14 protein-coding genes are annotated in these 18,095 nt (G+C 71.6%); 4 read left to right on the top strand and 10 right to left on the bottom strand.

Features of this window, described 5'->3' with window-relative positions; all coding sequences use genetic code 11:
- Positions 1-233: 233 nt before the first annotated feature.
- Together ACIHAA_RS29495 and ACIHAA_RS29490 are read left to right on the top strand one after the other, a co-directional pair.
- Complete coding sequence (locus ACIHAA_RS29495) at positions 234-2,186, top strand: amino acid transporter (protein ID WP_399822478.1); 1,953 nt, start codon at positions 234-236, stop codon at positions 2,184-2,186.
- Between the two features lie 71 nt (positions 2,187-2,257).
- The gene (locus ACIHAA_RS29490) at positions 2,258-3,307 is read left to right on the top strand and encodes an LLM class flavin-dependent oxidoreductase (protein WP_399822476.1); all 1,050 of its coding nucleotides are present in this window, start codon (positions 2,258-2,260) and stop codon (positions 3,305-3,307) included.
- Here ACIHAA_RS29490 and ACIHAA_RS29485 read toward each other — a convergent pair.
- From ACIHAA_RS29485 to ACIHAA_RS29455, 7 genes are all read right to left on the bottom strand, one after another.
- Positions 3,288-3,761, bottom strand: coding sequence for a DUF1348 family protein (locus ACIHAA_RS29485; protein WP_399822474.1), 474 nt, complete (start codon positions 3,759-3,761; stop codon positions 3,288-3,290). The two genes, ACIHAA_RS29490 and ACIHAA_RS29485, sit on opposite strands and share 20 nt — an antisense overlap.
- Before the next feature lie 185 nt (positions 3,762-3,946).
- Entirely contained in the window at positions 3,947-5,449 is a 1,503-nt protein-coding gene (locus tag ACIHAA_RS29480) for a metallophosphoesterase family protein (RefSeq protein WP_399822472.1), read from the bottom strand.
- Positions 5,450-5,540: 91 nt separating this feature from the next.
- Positions 5,541-6,350: a lysophospholipid acyltransferase family protein gene (locus tag ACIHAA_RS29475; RefSeq protein WP_399822590.1), complete on the bottom strand. Its 810-nt coding sequence runs from the start codon at positions 6,348-6,350 to the stop codon at positions 5,541-5,543.
- 173 nt (positions 6,351-6,523) lie between these two features.
- Positions 6,524-7,294 carry a GNAT family N-acetyltransferase gene (locus ACIHAA_RS29470; RefSeq protein ID WP_399822470.1) on the bottom strand — a complete coding sequence of 257 codons (771 nt, stop codon included), beginning with the start codon at positions 7,292-7,294 and terminating at the stop codon, positions 6,524-6,526.
- 343 nt (positions 7,295-7,637) lie between these two features.
- On the bottom strand, positions 7,638-8,387 hold the full coding sequence (locus tag ACIHAA_RS29465) for a succinate dehydrogenase/fumarate reductase iron-sulfur subunit (protein ID WP_399822468.1): 750 nt from the start codon (positions 8,385-8,387) through the stop codon (positions 7,638-7,640).
- Positions 8,384-10,342: a fumarate reductase/succinate dehydrogenase flavoprotein subunit gene (locus ACIHAA_RS29460; protein ID WP_399822466.1), complete on the bottom strand. Its 1,959-nt coding sequence runs from the start codon at positions 10,340-10,342 to the stop codon at positions 8,384-8,386. The genes ACIHAA_RS29465 and ACIHAA_RS29460 overlap by 4 nt, the downstream gene beginning before the upstream one ends.
- A gap of 1 nt (position 10,343) precedes the next feature.
- The gene (locus ACIHAA_RS29455; protein ID WP_399822464.1) at positions 10,344-11,015 is read right to left on the bottom strand and encodes a succinate dehydrogenase; all 672 of its coding nucleotides are present in this window, start codon (positions 11,013-11,015) and stop codon (positions 10,344-10,346) included.
- Positions 11,016-11,135: 120 nt separating this feature from the next.
- Here ACIHAA_RS29455 and ACIHAA_RS29450 point away from each other — a divergent pair, with 120 nt between their 5' ends.
- Complete coding sequence (locus tag ACIHAA_RS29450; RefSeq protein ID WP_399822462.1) at positions 11,136-12,020, top strand: LysR family transcriptional regulator; 885 nt, start codon at positions 11,136-11,138, stop codon at positions 12,018-12,020.
- 21 nt (positions 12,021-12,041) lie between these two features.
- Here ACIHAA_RS29450 and ACIHAA_RS29445 read toward each other — a convergent pair whose 3' ends face one another.
- The 3 genes from ACIHAA_RS29445 to ACIHAA_RS29435 all read right to left on the bottom strand — a co-directional run bounded on the left by ACIHAA_RS29445 (position 12,042) and on the right by ACIHAA_RS29435 (position 16,304).
- Entirely contained in the window at positions 12,042-14,189 is a 2,148-nt protein-coding gene (locus ACIHAA_RS29445; RefSeq protein ID WP_399822460.1) for a putative bifunctional diguanylate cyclase/phosphodiesterase, read from the bottom strand.
- On the bottom strand, positions 14,186-14,998 hold the full coding sequence (locus ACIHAA_RS29440) for an SAM-dependent methyltransferase (protein ID WP_399822458.1): 813 nt from the start codon (positions 14,996-14,998) through the stop codon (positions 14,186-14,188). The genes ACIHAA_RS29445 and ACIHAA_RS29440 overlap by 4 nt, the downstream gene beginning before the upstream one ends.
- 358 nt (positions 14,999-15,356) lie before the next feature.
- On the bottom strand, positions 15,357-16,304 hold the full coding sequence (locus tag ACIHAA_RS29435) for an SCO0930 family lipoprotein (RefSeq protein ID WP_399822456.1): 948 nt from the start codon (positions 16,302-16,304) through the stop codon (positions 15,357-15,359).
- A gap of 895 nt (positions 16,305-17,199) precedes the next feature.
- Between ACIHAA_RS29435 and ACIHAA_RS29430 the strand changes: the two genes are divergently transcribed.
- Positions 17,200-17,964, top strand: a complete 765-nt coding sequence (locus ACIHAA_RS29430) for a DUF4239 domain-containing protein (protein ID WP_399822454.1) — start codon at positions 17,200-17,202, stop codon at positions 17,962-17,964.
- Positions 17,965-18,095 lie beyond the last annotated feature (131 nt).

The raw sequence follows: 18,095 nt of genomic DNA, 5'->3' as shown, positions 1-18,095 counted from the left end.
GGACGGCCCGGCTCCCCGCTCCGTCTTCCCCGAGCTGTGGCCTCCCGGGCATTGATGCGTCCTTGATGTCGGTTTTGACACCGTACTGATACCGGTTCGGGGGTTCTTAACGGAAGCTTGACGCCATGACCCGCCCCATCCGTGGGCCGGAACGTCACTCTCTGCTTACGCTGGTGCGGCCGTCCGTGTGATGGCCGAATCCTCACCGAGCCGTACCTCAGGAGTGCACGCCGATGGCCACCACCGAACGCCCCCCTGCGAGCCGATTGCGGGCGTGGATGCTGGAGGGGCTGTCCGACATGGGCAAGGGCACCTCGCAGGGACCCCATGCCCAGCCCGAACCCGCCCACCGCGGCCAGCGCTGGTGGCGGGTGATGTGCCTGACCGGCGTCGACTACTTCTCCACCCTCGGCTACCAGCCCGGCATCGCCGCCCTCGCCGCGGGACTGCTCTCCCCCATCGCCACCATCGTGCTGGTGATCGTCACCCTCGCCGGGGCCCTGCCCGTCTACCGCCGCGTCGCCGACGAAAGCCCCCGCGGCGAGGGCTCGATCGCGATGCTGGAGCGTCTGCTCTCCTTCTGGCAGGGCAAGCTCTTCGTGCTCACCCTGCTCGGCTTCGCCGCCACCGACTTCCTGATCACCATCACCCTCTCCGCCGCCGACGCCTCCACCCACCTGGTGGAGAATCCCCACCTCACCGGGGCCCTCCACGGCCACCAGATGCTGATCACCCTGCTCCTGGTCGCCCTCCTCGGCGCCGTCTTCCTCAAGGGCTTCCTGGAGGCCATCGGCGTCGCCGTCGCACTCGTCGGCATCTATCTCGCCCTCAACGTCGTGGTCGTCGCCGTCGGCCTCTGGCATGTGGCGACCGCCGGACATGTGATCACCGACTGGACCGGTGCGCTGACCACCGAGCACGGCAATGTCTTCGTGATGGTGGGCCTGGCGCTGCTCGTCTTCCCCAAGCTGGCCCTGGGCCTGTCCGGCTTCGAGACCGGCGTGGCCGTGATGCCGCACGTCCAGGGCGACCCGGCCGACACCGAGGAGAAGCCCACCGGCCGGATCCGGGACACGAAGAAGCTGCTCACCACCGCCGCCCTGATCATGAGCGGCTTCCTCATCGCGACCAGTTTCATCACCACGCTGCTCATTCCGGAGCAGGAGTTCCGCACCGGCGGCCAGGCGAACGGGCGTGCGCTGGCGTTTCTGGCGCACCAGTACCTGGGCAGTGCGTTCGGCACGGTCTACGACGTCTCGACGATCGCGATCCTGTGGTTCGCGGGCGCCTCCGCCATGGCCGGTCTGCTGAACCTGATGCCGCGCTATCTGCCCCGCTACGGCATGGCCCCGCACTGGGCCCGCGCCGTACGGCCCATGGTCATGGTGTTCACCCTGATCGCCTTCCTCGTCACCTGGATCTTCGACGCCGACGTCGACGCCCAGGGCGGCGCTTACGCCACCGGCGTCCTCGTCCTGATCAGCTCCGCCGCCATCGCCGTCACCATCGCCGCCCGCAAGGCCCGCCAGCGGAACTGGACCGTCGCCTTCGCGGTGATCTCGGCGGTGTTCCTCTACACCACCGTCGTCAATGTCATCGAGCGGCCGGACGGTGTGAAGATCGGTGCCTGCTTCATCGCCGGGATCATCCTGGTCTCCCTGCTCTCCCGGCTGGCCCGCGCCTTCGAACTGCGGGTGACCAGCGTGACCCTGGACGACCTGGCGGAACGCTTCGTGCGGGACATCGCCAGCCGCCGTATCCGGCTCATCGCCAATGAGCCCGGGGAGCGGGACGCCGCCGAGTACCGCGAGAAGATCGAGCAGATCCGCGCCGACAACGACATCACCCCCCAGGACGACCTGGTCTTCGTGGAGGTGACGGTCACCGACCCCTCGGAGTTCGAGGCGGGCCTGACCGTCCGCGGAGAGGTCCTGCACGGCCGCTACCGGGTGCTCACCCTGGAGTCCTCCTCCATCCCCAACGCCCTCGCCGCCCTGCTCCTGCACATCCGCGACACCACCGGCTGCACCCCCCACATCTACTTCGAGTGGACCGAGGGCGGCCCCTTCGCCAACTTCCTGCGCTTCTTCCTCTTCGGCCAGGGCGAGGTCGCCCCCGTCACCCGCGAGGTACTCCGCGAGGCGGAACCCCAGCGGAGCCGACGGCCCCGCGTCCACGTCGGCTGAACCGCCGCCGGGGAGAGGCCCGGAATCCGGGAGAGCGGGAATCACCGCTCTCCCGGAGTGTTGAACCCCCTGTGGGCTCAGTGATCGCAGACACCCGTTTCTCCGTACTCGACCGCTCGCGCGTCCGCGAGGGGCACGACCCCTCCGAGGCGCTGCGCGACACCGTGCGGCTGGCGCGGGAGGCCGAGGCGCTCGGCTACCACCGCTTCTGGGTCTCGGAGCACCACGGTGTACCCGGTGTCGCCGGTTCCGCGCCGACCGTGCTGGCCGCGGCCGTCGCGGCGGCCACCCACCGCATCCGGGTGGGCACGGGCGGGGTGATGCTGCCCAACCACCGGAGTCTGGTGGTGGCCGAGCAGTTCGGCGTGCTGGAGTCCCTCTTCCCCGGCCGGATCGACATGGGGCTCGGCCGTTCCGTGGGCTTCACGGACGGGGTGCGCCGGGCGCTGGGGCGGGGTCTGGAGGAGGCCGACGACTTCGCCGCCCGGATCGGGGAGTTGCTGGAGTGGTTCCGGGGCACCTCCCCCACCGGTGTGCACGCGCGGCCCCCGGAGGGCCTGACCGTGCCGCCGTTCGTGCTGGCGATGGGCGGCGGTGCCCTGATCGCCGCCCGGGCCGGACTGCCCCTGGTCATCGGGGATCTGCGCGACCGGAACAAGATGCTGCGCGGAATCGACCGGTACCGGGAGGAGTTCCGGCCCTCGGCGTGGGCCGGGCAGCCGTATGTCGTCGTCTCCGGCACCGTCGCCGTCGCCGACACCCCCGAGAACGCCCGCCGGATCCTGCTCCCCGAGGCCTGGTCGATGGCGTACGCGCGAACGCACGGCACCTTCCCGCCGCTGGCCCCCGCCGAGCGGATCGAGGCGCTGGCCATGAGCCCCAAGGAGCGCGGACTCCACGAGGCCGGGCTCGCCGGACAGCTCGCCGGCACCGAGGAGCAGGTCGCCCGGGAGCTGGAGGGGCTGATCGAGGAGACCGGCGCGCAGGAGGTGCTGGTCACGACGAGTACCTACGACCGTGCGGCGCTCATGGACTCCTACCGCAGGCTGGCCCGGATCGTCCGGCCCGGAGCAACCGCACACGACGGGTCCCGCCCGGCGGTCACAGGCCCAGCTCGCTGAGGCCCGGATGGCCGTCGGGGCGGCGTCCCTGCGGCCAGTGGAACAGGCGCTCCGACTCCTCGATCGGGAGGTCGTTGATGGACGCGTGGCGCCTGCGCATCAGGCCGTTGTCGTCGAACTCCCAGTTCTCGTTGCCGTAGGAGCGGAACCAGGTGCCCGAGTCGTCGTGGCACTCGTAGGCGAAGCGTACGGCGATGTGGTTGCCGTCGAAGGCCCACAGCTCCTTGATCAGGCGGTACTCCAGCTCCCTTCGCCACTTGCGGGTGAGGAAGGCGACGATCTCGTCGCGGCCGTCGACGAATTCGGAGCGGTTGCGCCAGTGGGAGTCCACCGTGTAGGCGAGGGCGACCTTCCGCGGGTCGCGGGTGTTCCAGCCGTCCTCGGCCCCCCTGACCTTCTGCACGGCGGTTTCCCGGGTGAACGGGGGGAACGGGGGGCGCGGTTCGTCGGTCATGCCGCCTCCGGGACGCAGGACTTCACAACAGGGGAAGACGGGGATCCAGGGGTGCGGAGGATCCCCGCAACGGGGAGAACCAGCGTTCTCCCGTCGGTCGTCACCGTACACGAGAACGTGCGTTCTCGTATGGGAGCAGCCCCTCGCGGGCCGTCGTCGCACGGACGGCCCGCGGCCCGGCCCGGTCAGCCCAGCGGGATGGTCACCTCGTCCTCGACGGGCGGGTCGACCTCCTGCCGCAGATTGCCGGTTGCCGCGAAGCAGCGCAGCCGGACGGAGTCCGGGGTGACGTCCAGGCGCAGGAAGTTCTTGAAGAACGGCGGGCTGTAGGTGGCCGAACCCGGCGAGAAGAGGCGGGTGTAGGCCGTGCGGACCGGCAGCCGGAACCGCGCGGGGCGGTCGGGGCGGCCCCCGGCGCCCAGCAGTGAAGCCACCAGGCGGGTGCGCAGGGTGACCCGGGCGGCGGACACGCCCGAGGTGCGGACCGGGCCGGTGCCAAGACGCCGGGCCATGACAGCGGCCGCCTCCGCCTCGGTGAGCGTGAAGAAGCGCCGCAGCCGGAGCCTGCGTCCGTAGAGTCCGCTGTAGAAGGCCAGGGAGTCGCCGCGCAGCGGGTAGCAGCGGAAGTCCCGCTCGGTGACATTCGCGACCGACACCCGCGGGATGGTATGCGTGGCGTGCATAAAGGCACCGCCGCCACCGGAGACCACGTACTGGATGGTGCGGCCGTCCACGTCCGCGGGGTAGCGCTGGTAGTTGTGGATGTCGCCGCCTATCGCCGCGACATAGTGGTGGTCCGGGTCGCGGACCACGTCGTCGACCGTGCCGCCGCCCTCGATGGGGCAGGGGTGGTGCTCCCCGTCCACATAGAGCGGGGATCCGGTGACCAGGATCTTGGCGCGGGGTCCCCGTGAGACCTCGCGCAGCCATCGGCCCTGTTCGGCGTCGAGGGTGCCGAGCAGCCCGGTGTCGATGCCGACGATACGGAGGGGCCCGGCGTCGATCGCCCAGTACGGCCCTGGCTGCGCGGCCCGCTGGGCGGGGGCCGAGCGCAACTCCCGTGCCTCGGCCAGGCGTTGGCGGTCCGGGGCCTTCGGGCGGTGCCACAGCAGGGAACGCAGCCGGGCGCGGAGCGGCGTACGGGACGTGGACCCGGGGGCGGGCGGCTCGGCGTCGCAGAAGACGCGCATGAACCCGTGCAGGTCCTCGTACCAGTCGTGGTTGCCGGGTATCGCGTAGATGGGTGCCCGGTAGTCCTGGTAGGGACGGAAGAACTTGGTGCCGTAGTCGTCGGTGGCGCCCACCGGGTAGATCACATCGCTGGCGACCACGGCGAAGCGGGTTTCCTGACTCATCCTCAGGAAGCCGGGGACCACGGCGTACTGGGGATCGTCGCCCTCCCCGGTGTCGCCGACGACCATGAAGGAGAACCGGTCCGGATCGTCGCGCCGGATCACCTTGTCGGCGGGGGCACCGGCCGCCTCCTGCTGTTCCACCCAGCGCGCCCGGGTCCGCCCGGTGGGGTCGCCGAGCCACGAGGCGAGCACCCCGTTGCGGGCCGCCCAGAGGGTCTTGGGGTTGAACCAGAAGACCTTGTCGACCTTGCGCGGCATCAACTCGTGGTAGGTGCCGCGCTCCGCGGCCCCCCAGCCTGCGCCCTCGGCCGTATCGCGTGAAGATTCGGACATCTCAGCACCGTAGCAACGCTCTCCGGGGCGGACGGAGCCTCCGTCCCATCATCCCTGTCGTGCAGCGAATATGACGGTCCGTCATATCGACTCAGCTGCCGTGCTCGTCTCCGGGGAGGGCCAGGGAACGCCGGGCGGCCAGGGCCAGGGCGCGCCGGTCGGTGCCGGGGTCCGGTACGAGCAGTGGCGCGACCCGGACCTCGGCCACGAGCCGCCGCGCCGCCACCACCCGCCACACCGAGGACAGCAGCGAGTCGCTGCCCACGAACGCGGGCGCGGTGCTGACCGGACCGCTCTGGTGCCGGTAGCGGAGCCGCACCGGCTGGACGGGGGCGCCCGCGTCCAGGGCGGCCTGGAAGGCGGCCCGCCGGAACCGCCCCTGCGACCGGCCGCACCAGGTGCTGCCCTCGGGGAAGACCACCACCGCCGAGCCGGCGCGCAGGCCCTCCGCGATCCTGGCGACCGTCGCGGGCAGCGCCCGCAGCCGGTCGCGGTCGATGAAGAGGGCGCCGCTGCGCGCGGTGAGCGCACCGGCCACCGGCCACCGACCGACCTCGGTCTTGGCGAGCATCCGGCCGGGGCGGACCGCGGCGAGCAGCGGGATGTCCAGCCAGGAGACATGGTTGGCGACCATCAGCAGTCCGCCCTGGGAGGGGGCGGCGCCGGTGATCTGCACCCGGACACCCGCGGTCCGCACCACCGTCCGGCACCAGGCCCGGATCATCCGCTCACGGGCCCCGACGGGCAGTCGGCCGACGGCCGGGGTGAGGGCGATCCCGGCGAGGACCAGCGGCACGAGGGCCGCGAGCCGCAGCACCGCGCGGGGTACGGCGGCGGCCGTCGCCCCGGCGTCCACACAGGATCCCGGGGAGCAGGGGGCGCTGGGCAGCCAGGCACTCACCGGCGCGGCGGCCGCGGGCGTCGGCCGGGTCCGCCGGGGTGCGGGCACCGCCACGGGGGCCGGGACGACCGATGCGCCCGCGCCGGGGCTCGCGGGTACCGCGGTCCGGCGCCGGGGGCGCAGGCCCGGCACGGGGCGGGGGGCGGTGTGCGTACCGGCCCTGGACATGGCCGTCACGCCGGAACGAGCGAGAGGAAGTGGCGCAGATAGCGCGGGTTGACCCGGCGCATCGACAGCAGGACATAGAGGTCGGCGACGCCGAAGTCCGGGTCGTGCGAGGGCTCTCCGCAGACCCAGGCGCCGAGCCGGAGGTAGCCGCGCAGCAGCGGGGGCAGTTCGGTGTGCCCGACCGGGGCCGGAAGCTCCGGACGCCAGGGCAGCAGCGGCCGTACGCGGAACTCCTCGGGCGCCAGGTGCTTGGCCTTGACCCGCTCCCAGGTGCCCGCGGCGAGCATGCCGCCGTCGGCGAGCGGCAGCGAGCAGCAGCCTGCCAGCCACTCATGGCCGCCGTCGATCATGTAGCGGGCGATGCCCGCCCAGATCAGTCCGATGACCGCACCGTCGCGGTGGTCGGGGTGGACGCAGGAGCGGCCGACCTCGACGAGCCCGGAGCGGATCGAGGCGAGCGGGCCGAGGTCGAACTCGCTGTCCGAGTAGAGCCGCCCGGCGATCGCGGCCCGGTCGGGCGGCAGCAGCCGGTAGGTGCCCACCGCCTGGCCGGTCACCGTGTCGCGGACGATCAGGTGGTCGCAGTAGGCGTCGAAGGCGTCGATGTCGAGGCCGGGCTGCGGGGTGGACAGCAGGGCGCCCATCTCCCCGGCGAAGACGTCGTGGCGCAGCCGCTGTGCGTCCCGGACGTCGGCCTCGTCGCGGGCGAGGGCGATGGTGTAGCGGGTCGGTGCCGTGGGCGGTGCGGGGCTGGCGAGGGCGGAAACACCGGTCATGGCTCTCTCCTGGTCACGGGGACGGCGGCACCCCCTGCTCGAACGGACCCGAGAGCCGGGGGAGGCAGACCGGGCTGTACGGTCTGTGCGTTCCTGTTCTTCCGATGCCGGTTGGCCTGCGCGTGACCGCAGCCAGGAGGGCGGATGTGGGAATGCTGAATGCCAGGGTGCGGCGCGTCGGCCGGTTGCCCCGCGCCGGGCCCGGCGGGGGCCGTGGGTCAGGTGGCGGGACCGGGGTTTGAGCACCACACCCGGTCCCGCCCGTCCGCACCCTGCCGGCGAACGTCCTGTGGCCGGTGCCGCCCGTCCCCGGCGGCACCGGCCCGTCCTGGTGGAGGGGCCGCTAGCGCCGGTTCGCCTTGCGGGCGGCTCGCAGCCATTCCCTGTTCATGCCGGTGATGGAGACCAGCGGGATGCCCTTGGGGCAGGCGGTGGCGCACTCTCCGGTGAGGGTGCAGCCGCCGAAGCCCTCCTCGTCCATCCGGGCCACCATGTCGAGGACGCGGGTCTCACGCTCCGGCGCGCCCTGCGGCAGCACATTGAGGTGGTTGACCTTCGCCGAGGTGAAGAGCATGGCCGCGCCGTTCGGGCAGGCCGCCACGCAGGCGCCGCAGCCGATGCACTCGGCGTGCTCGAAGGCGAAGTCGGCGTCCGCCTTGGGGACGGGCGTGGCATGCGCCTCGGGGGCGGCTCCGGTGGGGGCCGAGACATAGCCTCCGGCCTGGATGATCCGGTCGAAGGCCGAGCGGTCCACGACCAGGTCCTTGACCACCGGGAAGGCGGCGGCCCGCCAGGGCTCGACGTCGATCGTGTCGCCGTCCTCGAAGGACCGCATGTGCAGCTGGCAGGTGGTGGTGCGCTCCGGGCCGTGCGCGTCGCCGTTGATGACCAGCGAGCACGCGCCGCAGATGCCCTCACGGCAGTCGTGGTCGAAGGCGACCGGGTCCTCGCCCTTGAGGATCAGCTCCTCGTTGAGGGTGTCCAGCATCTCCAGGAAGGACATGTCGGAGGAGATGCCGTCCACCTCGTAGGTGGCCATGATTCCTTCTGCGTCGGCGTTCTTCTGCCGCCAGACGCGCAGGGTGAGCTTCATGCGTAGCTCCGCTGGGTGGGGTGGACGTACTCGAAGACCAGGTCTTCGCGGTGCAGGGCGGGGGCCCGGCCGGTGCCGGTGAACTCCCAGGCGGCCGCGTAGGCGAACTCGTCGTCCTTGCGGGCGGCCTCGCCGTCCGGGGTCTGGGACTCCTCGCGGAAGTGGCCGCCGCAGGACTCGGTGCGGTGCAGCGCGTCCAGGCACATCAGCTCGGCCAGCTCCAGGTAGTCGACCACGCGGTTGGCCTTCTCCAGCGACTGGTTGAACTCCTCGCCGGTGCCGGGGACCTTGATCCGCCGCCAGAACTCCTCACGGATCTGCGGGATGCGCTCCAGGGCCTTGCGCAGGCCCGCGTCGGTGCGCGCCATGCCGCAGAACTCCCACATGAGTTCGCCGAGTTCGCGGTGGAAGGAGTCGGGGGTGCGGTCGCCGTCGACGGCCAGCAGCAGGTTCAGCCGGTCCTCGGTGTCGGCCACCGCCTCCTGGACGTCGGGGTGGTCGTCGGTGATCGGGTCCTGGTGCGGGTGGCGGGCGAGGTAGTCGTTGATCGTGGAGGGCAGGACGAAGTAGCCGTCGGCGAGCCCCTGCATCAGCGCGGAGGCGCCGAGACGGTTCGCGCCGTGGTCGGAGAAGTTGGCCTCACCGACCGCGAACAGGCCCGGGACCGTGGTCTGGAGGTCGTAGTCGACCCATAGGCCGCCCATCGTGTAGTGCACGGCGGGGTAGATCCGCATCGGCACCTCGTAGGGGTTCTCCGCGGTGATCCGCTGGTACATCTCGAAGAGGTTGCCGTACTTCTCCTCGACCTTCGCGCGGCCCATGCGCCGGATCGCGTCGGCGAAGTCGAGATAGACGCCCTGGCCGCCGGGGCCGACACCGCGGCCCTCGTCGCAGACGTTCTTGGCGGCGCGGGAGGCGATGTCGCGGGGGACGAGATTGCCGAAGGCGGGGTAGATGCGCTCCAGGTAGTAGTCGCGCTCGTCCTCGGGGATCGCGTTCGGCGGGCGGTCGTCGCCCTTGGCCTTCGGCACCCAGATCCGGCCGTCGTTGCGCAGCGACTCGCTCATCAGGGTCAGCTTGGACTGGTGGTCCCCGGTGCGCGGGATGCAGGTCGGATGGATCTGGGTGAAGCAGGGGTTGGCGAACCAGGCGCCGCGCCGGTGGGCCCGCCAGATGGCGGTGGCGTTGGAGTTCATGGCGTTGGTGGACAGATAGAAGACATTGCCGTAGCCGCCGGAGGCGAGGACGACGGCGTCCGCGAAGTATGTGTCGATCTTGCCGGTGACCAGGTCGCGGGCGACGATGCCGCGCGCCCGCCCGTCGACGACGAGCAGGTCCAGCATCTCGGTGCGCGGGTGCAGTTCCACGTTCCCGGCGGCGATCTGCCGGGAGAGTGCCTGGTAGGCGCCGAGCAGCAGTTGCTGGCCCGTCTGGCCGCGGGCGTAGAAGGTGCGGGAGACCTGGACGCCGCCGAAGGAGCGGGTGTCGAGCAGTCCGCCGTACTCGCGGGCGAAGGGCACGCCCTGGGCCACGCACTGGTCGATGATCTCCACGGAGATCTGGGCGAGGCGGTGGACGTTGGACTCGCGGGCCCGGAAGTCGCCGCCCTTGACGGTGTCGTAGAAGAGGCGGTGGACCGAGTCGCCGTCGTTGCGGTAGTTCTTCGCGGCGTTGATGCCCCCCTGGGCGGCGATGGAGTGGGCGCGGCGCGGGGAGTCCTGGTAGCAGAACTGGACGACGTGGTAGCCCTGTTCGGCGAGGGTGGCGCCCGCGGAGCCGCCGGCGAGTCCGGTGCCCACGACGATGACGGTGTGCTTGCGCCGGTTGGCCGGGTTGACCAGCCTGGCCTCGAAGCGGCGGGTGTCCCAGCGTTCCTGGACCGGCCCCCGGGGCGCCTTGGTGTCGACGGCCGGTGTGCCGGTCGTGTAGTCGGTGTATGCGGCGGATGCGGTCATGTCAGCTCACCACTCCGGTCATGACACCCACGGGAACGGCGACGAATCCGGCCGTGAGCAGCAGCGCGAGTACGTTGGCGATGGTCTTGAGGGCGCGGTCGCGGGTGCGGCTGCCGACGCCGAGGGTCTGGGCGGCGCTCCAGAAGCCGTGCCGGATGTGCAGTCCGAGGGCGATCATCGCGACGATGTAAATGACGTCGCCGTACCAGGTGGAGAAGGTGTCCACCACGTTCTGGTACGGGTGGCCCTCCTGGAAGCCGCCGGAGTGCACGGTGCCGGTGGTCAGGTCGAGGATGTGCCAGACGATGAACAGGCCGAGGATGACACCGCCCCAGCGCATGGTGCGGGTGGCGTAGCTCGCGCGCGGCCTGCGGTGCACGTACGTGGTGGGGCGTGCCCTGAGGTCACGGCGGCTGAGCTGGTACGCGGAGACCGCGTGGGCGGCGACGGCGGCCACCAGCACCACGCGGATCAGCCAGAGCGTCCACTCGTAGTGCATGAACGGCTCGCCGACGGTGCGCAGCCAGTGGGCGTAGTGGTTGTACTCGGCCGCCCCGAAGTAGATCTTCAGGTTTCCGATCATGTGGGCGACCAGATACAGCAGCATGATCAGGCCGCTGACCGCCATGACGGTCTTCTTGCCGACGGTGGAGTCCCACACGGTGCGTGCCATGGACGGCCGTCGGTCCGTCCGCGTTGCCAGAGCCATGGCACAGAACGCTAGGTCCGAAGGTCCTCATCGGTCCAAGACATGGTGGGGCTTGTTTCGATAGGCCAGGCCTATCCTTGCTGGATGCAGTTTCATCAGCTCCAGTACTTCGTGGCGGTCGCCGAGACGCGCCACTTCACCCGGGCCGCCGAGCGGGTCCATGTCGCCCAGCCGTCGCTGTCGCAGCAGATCAAGGCGCTGGAACGGGAGCTGGGGGCGGACCTCTTCCTCCGGGCGCGGGGCAACATCACGCTCACGGACGCGGGTGAGGCGCTGCTGCCGCTGGCCCGGCGGATCCTCGCCGACACCGACACGGCACGCCACGAGGTGCAGGAGCTGGTGCAGCTGCGCCGCGGCCGGGTGCGCCTGGGGGCGACGCCCAGCCTGTGCACCGGGCTGCTGCCGGATGTGCTGCGCGCCTTCCACGACCGCTACCCCGGCATCCGGCTGCTGATCGAGGAGGGCGGTTCGCACGATCTGGTACGGGAGCTGGCCCGCGGCGCCCTGGACCTGGCTCTGATCGTGCTGCCGCTGCCCACCCCCTCCCCCGCGCTGACCACGGTGGAGCTGCTGCGCGAGGATCTGGTGGTGGTGTCCTCGCCCGACGCCCCGAGACCCGGCGGGGGCCGCCGCACGGTCCGTGTCACCGACCTGGAGGGGGAACGCATGGTGATGTTCCGCCACGGCTACGACCTGCGGGAACTCACCGTGTCCGCCTGCCGTGCCGCCGGGTTCGAGCCGGACTTCGCGGTGGAGGGCGGCGAGATGGACGCCGTGCTGGGCTTCGTACGTGCCGGGCTCGGGGTGGCGGTGGTGCCGCGGATGGTCGCGACCCGGTCCGGACGCGGGCTGCGGGTCACCCCGCTGGCCCCGCCCGGCCTCCACCGCACGATCGCCCTGGCCCACCGCAGCGATGTGGCTCCGCCACGGGCAGCGAGGGAGCTCCAGCGGATGCTGCTGGAGCGGTGAGGGAACCCCCGGGTCTCGCGGTCAGCCGTTCGCGTCCACCAGGGCGAGGTCGTGCAGGCGTTCCGGCGGGCCGGGGCGGGCGTAGTACCAGCCCTGGGCCGTGTCGCAGCCCAGGATCCGCAGCTGCTCGGCCTGGGCGCCGGTCTCCACGCCCTCGACCGTGACCGCGAGGTCCAGGCTGTGGGCGAGGGAGACGATCCCCTCGACGATCTTGAGGTCGACGGGGTCCGCCGGGCACTGCTGCATGCTCTGGGTGAAGGAACGGTCCAGTTTGAGGGTCCGCACCGGCAGCCGCCGCAGATTGGCCAGGTTGGAGTAGCCCGTGCCGAAGTCGTCCAGGGCGATGTCCACCCCCATCTCCGCCAGCCGCCTGAGGGGTTTGAGGACGTCGTCGTCCGCCCCGATCAGGGCCGACTCGGTGACCTCCAGGCAGAGCGCGCCCGGTTCCAGGCCCGACTGCTCCAGGATGTCCACGGTGTCGGAGACCAGCCCCGGATGGGTGAGCTGGCACGGCGACAGATTGACGTTGATCCGCAGCGGGCCCTTCTGGTCGTGCTTCCGCTGCCAGGCGCGCGCCTGCCGTACCGCCTCCTGGAGGACCCAGCGACCCAGCGGCACGATCAGTCCGGTGCGCTCGGCGAGCGGGATGAAGCGGTCGGGGCCGAGCACCCCGTGCTGCGGATGCAGCCAGCGCACCAGCGCCTCGGCACCGTGCACGGTGCCGTCGCCGAGGTGGACCAGCGGCTGGTACTCGATGAAGAACTCGCCCCGGTCCAGGGCCGTGGGCAGCGCCGTGGTCAGCCCGTGCCGGGTGATGGCCCGGGCGTCGGCCTCCGGGTCGGCCAGCTCGAAGCGGTTGCCGCCCGCCGACTTGGCCCGGTACATCGTGATGTCGGCGCTGCGCAGCACCTCGGCCGGGCCCCGCTCCCCCGCGGGCCCCTCGACCACGCCGATGCTGCCGCGCACGGTCAGCTCCCGGCCGTCGACACTGATCGGGGTGACCAGGGCGTTCATGATCCGACCGACCAGTTCGTCCACCCCGCGCTCGGTGTCAGGACCGGTGGTGAGCGCCACGAACTCGTCGCCGCCCAGCCGGGCCACCATCTCACCGGGCGCGGTGGCACAGGCCTGGAGCCGGTCGGCGACCTCGACGAGCAGCCGGTCGCCGGCCGCGTGCCCGAGGCTGTCGTTGACGGTCTTGAAGCCGTCGAGGTCCAGGTAGCACAGGCCGAAGCGCTGGCCCTCGCCCGCGCCGAGCGCCTTCTCCAGCCGCTCGAAGAACAGGGTGCGGTTGGGCAGTCCGGTCAGCGCGTCATGGGTGGCCTCGTAGCGCAGCCGGAGGTTCAGCAGGCGCCGCTCGGTGGTGTCCTCCATCAGCGCGAGCTGGTACTGCGGGTTGCCGTCCGCGTCCCGGAGCAGGGACACCGTCAGATTGGTCCACAGGACGGTGCCGTCGGGCCGGTAGAAGGCCTTTTCGACGTGGTAGTGGTCGCGCTCGCCCCGGACCAGTTCGTCGTAGAGGCGCCAGACCTGCGGCGCGTCGTCGGGGTGCGTCCACTCGGCGACATTGCGGCCGCGGACCAGATGGTCGGAGCCGCCGAACATGCGCATCAGGGCGCCGTTGGCCTCCAGCACATTGCCGTCCAGGTCGGCGATGCCGATCCCTATCGCCGCGCCCTCGAACACCGCGCGGAACCGGGCCTCGCTGGAGTGGAGCGCCTGGGCCACCACGCCCTGGGCGGTGAGCGCGGCCCCCGCGATGGCCTCCTGCTCGGCGAGGGTGCGCTCCTTCAGGGCCGACGCGAACCCGGCGGCGATCGCGTGCTGCAACCGGGAGGACCTGGTCCGCAGGGCCTCCTGGGTCTCCAGTGACGCGTCCGGATCGCCGCAGTAGAGCACCAGATAGGCGTCGACGCAGTCGAGTGTGCGGCTGAGCGCCTCCGGGTCCGTGCAGTGCGCGCCCGTGAGCGCCGCGCCGATCGCCCTGGCCGCGGCCGCGTCGAACGCCCTGGTGCGCAGCGCGTCGCGCAGCCGCCGGGCCAGCGGCAGCAGTTGCGCCTCGAACTCCGGCCGGGTCAGCGGCGTCGAGGTCACCGGGAAGACGGCCCGGCTCCAGATCGTCGCGAACCGGCGCAGTCTGTCCTCCGGGCCGCCCGGCTCCCCGCTCACGCGGCGCGCCCCACGCCGGCGAATCCGGAGAAGGCGTAGGGATCCTCGTCCTCGGGTGCCGTGTCGGGCCGCCAGTCCGGCATCGGCACCAGCCCGGGTTCCACCATGTCGTACCCCTCGAAGAACCGTGCGATCTCGTCGCGCGAGCGCATGATCAGCGGATTGCGGATGTTCTTGTACACGTCGACCGCACCCTCGGCGCGCTCCTGCGCCAGCGGGATTCCCTCGTACGAGGCATGCGTGAGGATGAGCAGGCTGCCCGGCGCCAGGGCATCGCGCAACTCGGCCACCGCACTGTAGGGGTCGTCCGTGTCCTCCACGAAGTGCAGTATGGCAACGAGAAGCAGGGCGACTGGCCGGTTCGGGTCGATAAGTCGCTCCACCTGAGGGCTCGACAGGACCTCCCGGGGCTTGCGGAGATCGGCCGCGGCGACGTCCGCGTCCTCGTTCGCCGCGAGAACCGCCTGGCTGTGGGCCACTGCGACGGGGTCGTGGTCGACGTACACCACCCGGGCGCCCGGCCGCGCGCCCTGCGCCACCTCATGGACATTGCCGAAGGTCGGAATGCCGGAGCCGATGTCGAGGAACTGGGTGATGCCCTCCTCGACGGCAAAGCGCACCGCGCGCCGCATGAACGCCCGGTTCGCCTGCATGATCTTGGGGAGTCCCGGCATGAACTCCAGGGCCTTGCGCGCCGCCTGGCGGTCGACCTCGAAGTTGTGCGACCCGCCCAGGTAGAAGTCGTACATGCGGGACACACTAGGCACGGAGATGTCGATGCTCCGTGGCGCCCAGGCAGGACGCTCCATGAAGTTCTCCAAGGCGTAGACGGCTGCGGATGCGATCCGGTGTTCGAGCAGAGGCTACTGATCGTCCGCCAACCGGGCGAGCAAAAACGGAAATTGACCGTCCGTTCCCGGTCACTGCCGGTGGCACGTGCCGCGGAGTCGCCGGAGCCGTGACCGGCGGGGCCCGGAGCCGTCACGGGCGGAGCCCTGCGAGTACGGCAACGGGTACGGCAAAAGGCCCGCCCCCTCCGTGCGGTGGAGAGGGGGCGGGCCTGGTCGCGCGCGTCGGTGTCCCGTTCGTCCTGCTGGTGCGTCTCACTCCCTTCGGCGTGCGGGGGGGTTGTGGCGAGGCGATCGATCGACCCTGGGGAGGTGATCTCTACTTGGACGCGCCGACCGGCTTTCCGTCGGGCGCGACGGCGTACCAGGTGCCGCCCACGCCCTGCCCGTTGGTCTCCCCCGGCGCCTTGTCGCCGGAGAAGGTGTAGACGGGCCAGCAGTTGATGGTCATCTGACGGGTGCCGTCGGGACGGGTGAAGCCCATGAGGCCCTTCTTCTGGACGCCCTTGGTGTCGCTCTCCGAGACCGGGGCGACCGCGGGCCACTTCTCCAGGCAGGCACCGGTGCAGTGGGACACCGGCTCGGGCCAGGCCTTGTCCTTCAGGAAGCGGTAGACCGTCTTCCCGTTCTTGTCGACCACGATCGGGCCGAGCTTGGCGTCGTTGCGGACCGACAGACCGGGCAGATCCTCGACGGCCGCCTTCTTGCCGTCGGGCGCGGTCGCGAACCAGGCACCCTTCAGGCCCTCGCCGTTGGCGTCACCGGCCTTGGTGTCCTTGGCGTACCGGTACATCGGCCAGCCCGCCACGGTCAGCTGCTTGGTGCCGTCGGCCCGGGTGACCTCGCCGAGCAGGGACGCGTCGACGCCGGAGGCGGCCGAGGCGCCGTCGGCGGGCACCGGCGGCCAGGTCTTGGCGCAGTCGCCGTCACAGGAGGACTTCGACGGCTCGGCGGTGTCCTGGTCGAAACGGTAGAGGGTGAAGCCCGCGCCGTCGGTGACGATCTTCCCGAGCTTCGCGTTCTCCGCGAGGGCGAGCCGTCCCGCGGACTGGCCGTTCGGCGCGGTGCTGGGGGCGGTGGTGGAGTCCGCGCCGTAGCCGTTTCCGGGGTCGGCCGAGGTGGAACCGTAGCCGCCCGCGACGGCGGTGGCCCCGACGTTCTGGGTGCCCGCCGACGGTGTGCCGCTGTCCTGACCGCACGCCGTCGTGAGCGCCAGCACGGCCGCGGCCGTCGCCACGAGAGAGGCGCTCCGCCAGGATGTCTTCATTCTCAACTCCCGCTATCCGCTTGGGTGTTGCAGCGTTCACTGAGCGCCGCTTCTGACCATGGGTACGGACGCGAGGGCACTGTGCGTTCAATCCGGCCGCGAAATTCTTTCCGGGAACCGCGCGGCCGGAGGGGACCGGCGGCCCACCCGAGCGGTACTCCCTCGCACAGAGGTGCTGAACTCGCCCCGGCCCGGGAGCCGTTGGCCAAACCGACCCGAGCCCGAAGTCCCCCCTTCGGACCAAATAGGTTCGGCGCGGGCGTGCGCGGGAGCGCGACAGCTCATGATCTCCGTCGTGCATCGACCCCAACGAACCCGGTCCGCCCTCGTCAGAGGGGCATTGGCCGTGGTGACGGTGGTGTGGGCCCTGCTCGGCGCGTACGCCCGTCCGGCGTCCGCCGACGCGTGCGCCTACGCCTCCACGGGCCCGGACGGCACGGCGGCGGTGGCGGTCGCGGGCGGAGACCCGGCGTCCGACTCCACGCTCTTCGGGCAGGAACTTCCCCCGCTGCCCTGCCGGCCCCCGAGCCCCACACCCACGCCGCCCCCCAGGCCCGTACCACCACCTCCGCCGCCACCCCGTCCCGCCCCACCCCCGCCCCCGAAGCCGCGGCCTGTTCCCGTGCCGCCGCCACCGCACACCACGGCACCGCGCCCCCGTCCGGCGCCCGTCCTCGCTCCCCCGCCCGCCCCCGAACCGGCCCCGACGCCCTCGCACCGGCCGAGCCCGCGCCCCCCGGCGCCCCCGGTGCACTACCCGGCGTATCGCGCGGTGTCCCATCCGCGACCGCCGCACGACGGGCCGACGCCACTCGTGTTCACCCTGCTCATCGCCGCGCCCGCGGTGTTCGCCATCGCCGCGCTCCGCCCGCGCTGACCCCCTTGGAGGGACCCCTTGTCGGAATGGCTTGTTCTCACCCTCGCGATGGCCTCCGCGTGTGCCGTCGTGATCGCGGTGACGTTGGTACGGCAGCGCACCGCCGCCGCGGACGAGGACCCGTCCGAGACGCCCGATGTGATCGAGTACATGACGATGTGGATCGGTGTGGTCTACGCCATCGTGCTGGGTCTGGCCATCGCGGGCGTCTGGGAGGCCCGCAGCGCCGCCCAGGACCATGTCCAGGCCGAGGCCCAGGCGCTGCACGAGATCTCGGAGCGGGTCCGCGTCTACCCGGCCGATGTCCGCGACCGCATCCGCGCGGACGTCAACGCCTATGTCGGCCAGGTCGTCGGTCCCGAGTGGAAGGCCATGGCCGACCACGACAAGGTGACCGCGCGCGGCGGTGACCTCCTTCAGCGGATCCGCGAGGACGTCACCGACTACAAGCCGCGGTCCGACTTCGAGGCCCAGGCGTACCAGCCGCTGCTGGACCAGGTGACCGCGGCCGACACGGCACGGGCGGCCCGTGCCGACTCCACCGGTTCGACCATGCCCCGGGTGGTGTGGTTCGGGCTGCTCGCCGGGGCGGTGATCACCGTCGGGATGGTGTTCGCGCTACAGATCCGGCGAACACCCCGTGAGTTGCTCCTCGCCGGTCTCTTCTCCGCACTGATCGCTTTTCTGCTCTTCCTGATCTGGGACTTCGACGCCCCCTACAGTCGGGGCATCAGCGCCTCCTCGGAACCCTTCCTGTCCCTGTTCCCCGGTCTGCACGGCTGAGGGAGCCCGCACCCCGCACCGGCCGGGGGCGGGCCCCCCCCGGGGCCCCCCCCCCCCCCCCCCCCCCCCCCCCCGCGCCCCCCCCGGCCCCCCCACCGCCAACCACCGGAGGCGGCAAAACCCCCCACACG

This window comes from Streptomyces sp. NPDC052040 (genome assembly GCF_044548405.1).
Taxonomy (GTDB): Bacteria; Actinomycetota; Actinomycetes; order Streptomycetales; family Streptomycetaceae; genus Streptomyces.
Note: the sequence above shows the minus strand (reverse complement) of the source record. Positions and strands in the feature narration are given on the sequence as shown.

What these genes read in the sequence shown, in the direction of transcription:
- ACIHAA_RS29495 (WP_399822478.1), top strand. Translation starts at nt 234, where the DNA reads ATGGCCACCACCGAACGCCCCCCTGCGAGCCGATTGCGGGCGTGGATG.
- ACIHAA_RS29485 (WP_399822474.1), bottom strand. Translation starts at nt 3,761, where the DNA reads ATGACCGACGAACCGCGCCCCCCGTTCCCCCCGTTCACCCGGGAAACC.
- ACIHAA_RS29480 (WP_399822472.1), bottom strand. Translation starts at nt 5,449, where the DNA reads ATGTCCGAATCTTCACGCGATACGGCCGAGGGCGCAGGCTGGGGGGCC.
- ACIHAA_RS29470 (WP_399822470.1), bottom strand. Translation starts at nt 7,294, where the DNA reads ATGACCGGTGTTTCCGCCCTCGCCAGCCCCGCACCGCCCACGGCACCG.
- ACIHAA_RS29465 (WP_399822468.1), bottom strand. Translation starts at nt 8,387, where the DNA reads ATGAAGCTCACCCTGCGCGTCTGGCGGCAGAAGAACGCCGACGCAGAA.
- ACIHAA_RS29460 (WP_399822466.1), bottom strand. Translation starts at nt 10,342, where the DNA reads ATGACCGCATCCGCCGCATACACCGACTACACGACCGGCACACCGGCC.
- ACIHAA_RS29455 (WP_399822464.1), bottom strand. Translation starts at nt 11,015, where the DNA reads ATGGCACGCACCGTGTGGGACTCCACCGTCGGCAAGAAGACCGTCATG.
- ACIHAA_RS29450 (WP_399822462.1), top strand. Translation starts at nt 11,136, where the DNA reads ATGCAGTTTCATCAGCTCCAGTACTTCGTGGCGGTCGCCGAGACGCGC.
- ACIHAA_RS29440 (WP_399822458.1), bottom strand. Translation starts at nt 14,998, where the DNA reads ATGGAGCGTCCTGCCTGGGCGCCACGGAGCATCGACATCTCCGTGCCT.
- ACIHAA_RS29435 (WP_399822456.1), bottom strand. Translation starts at nt 16,304, where the DNA reads ATGAAGACATCCTGGCGGAGCGCCTCTCTCGTGGCGACGGCCGCGGCC.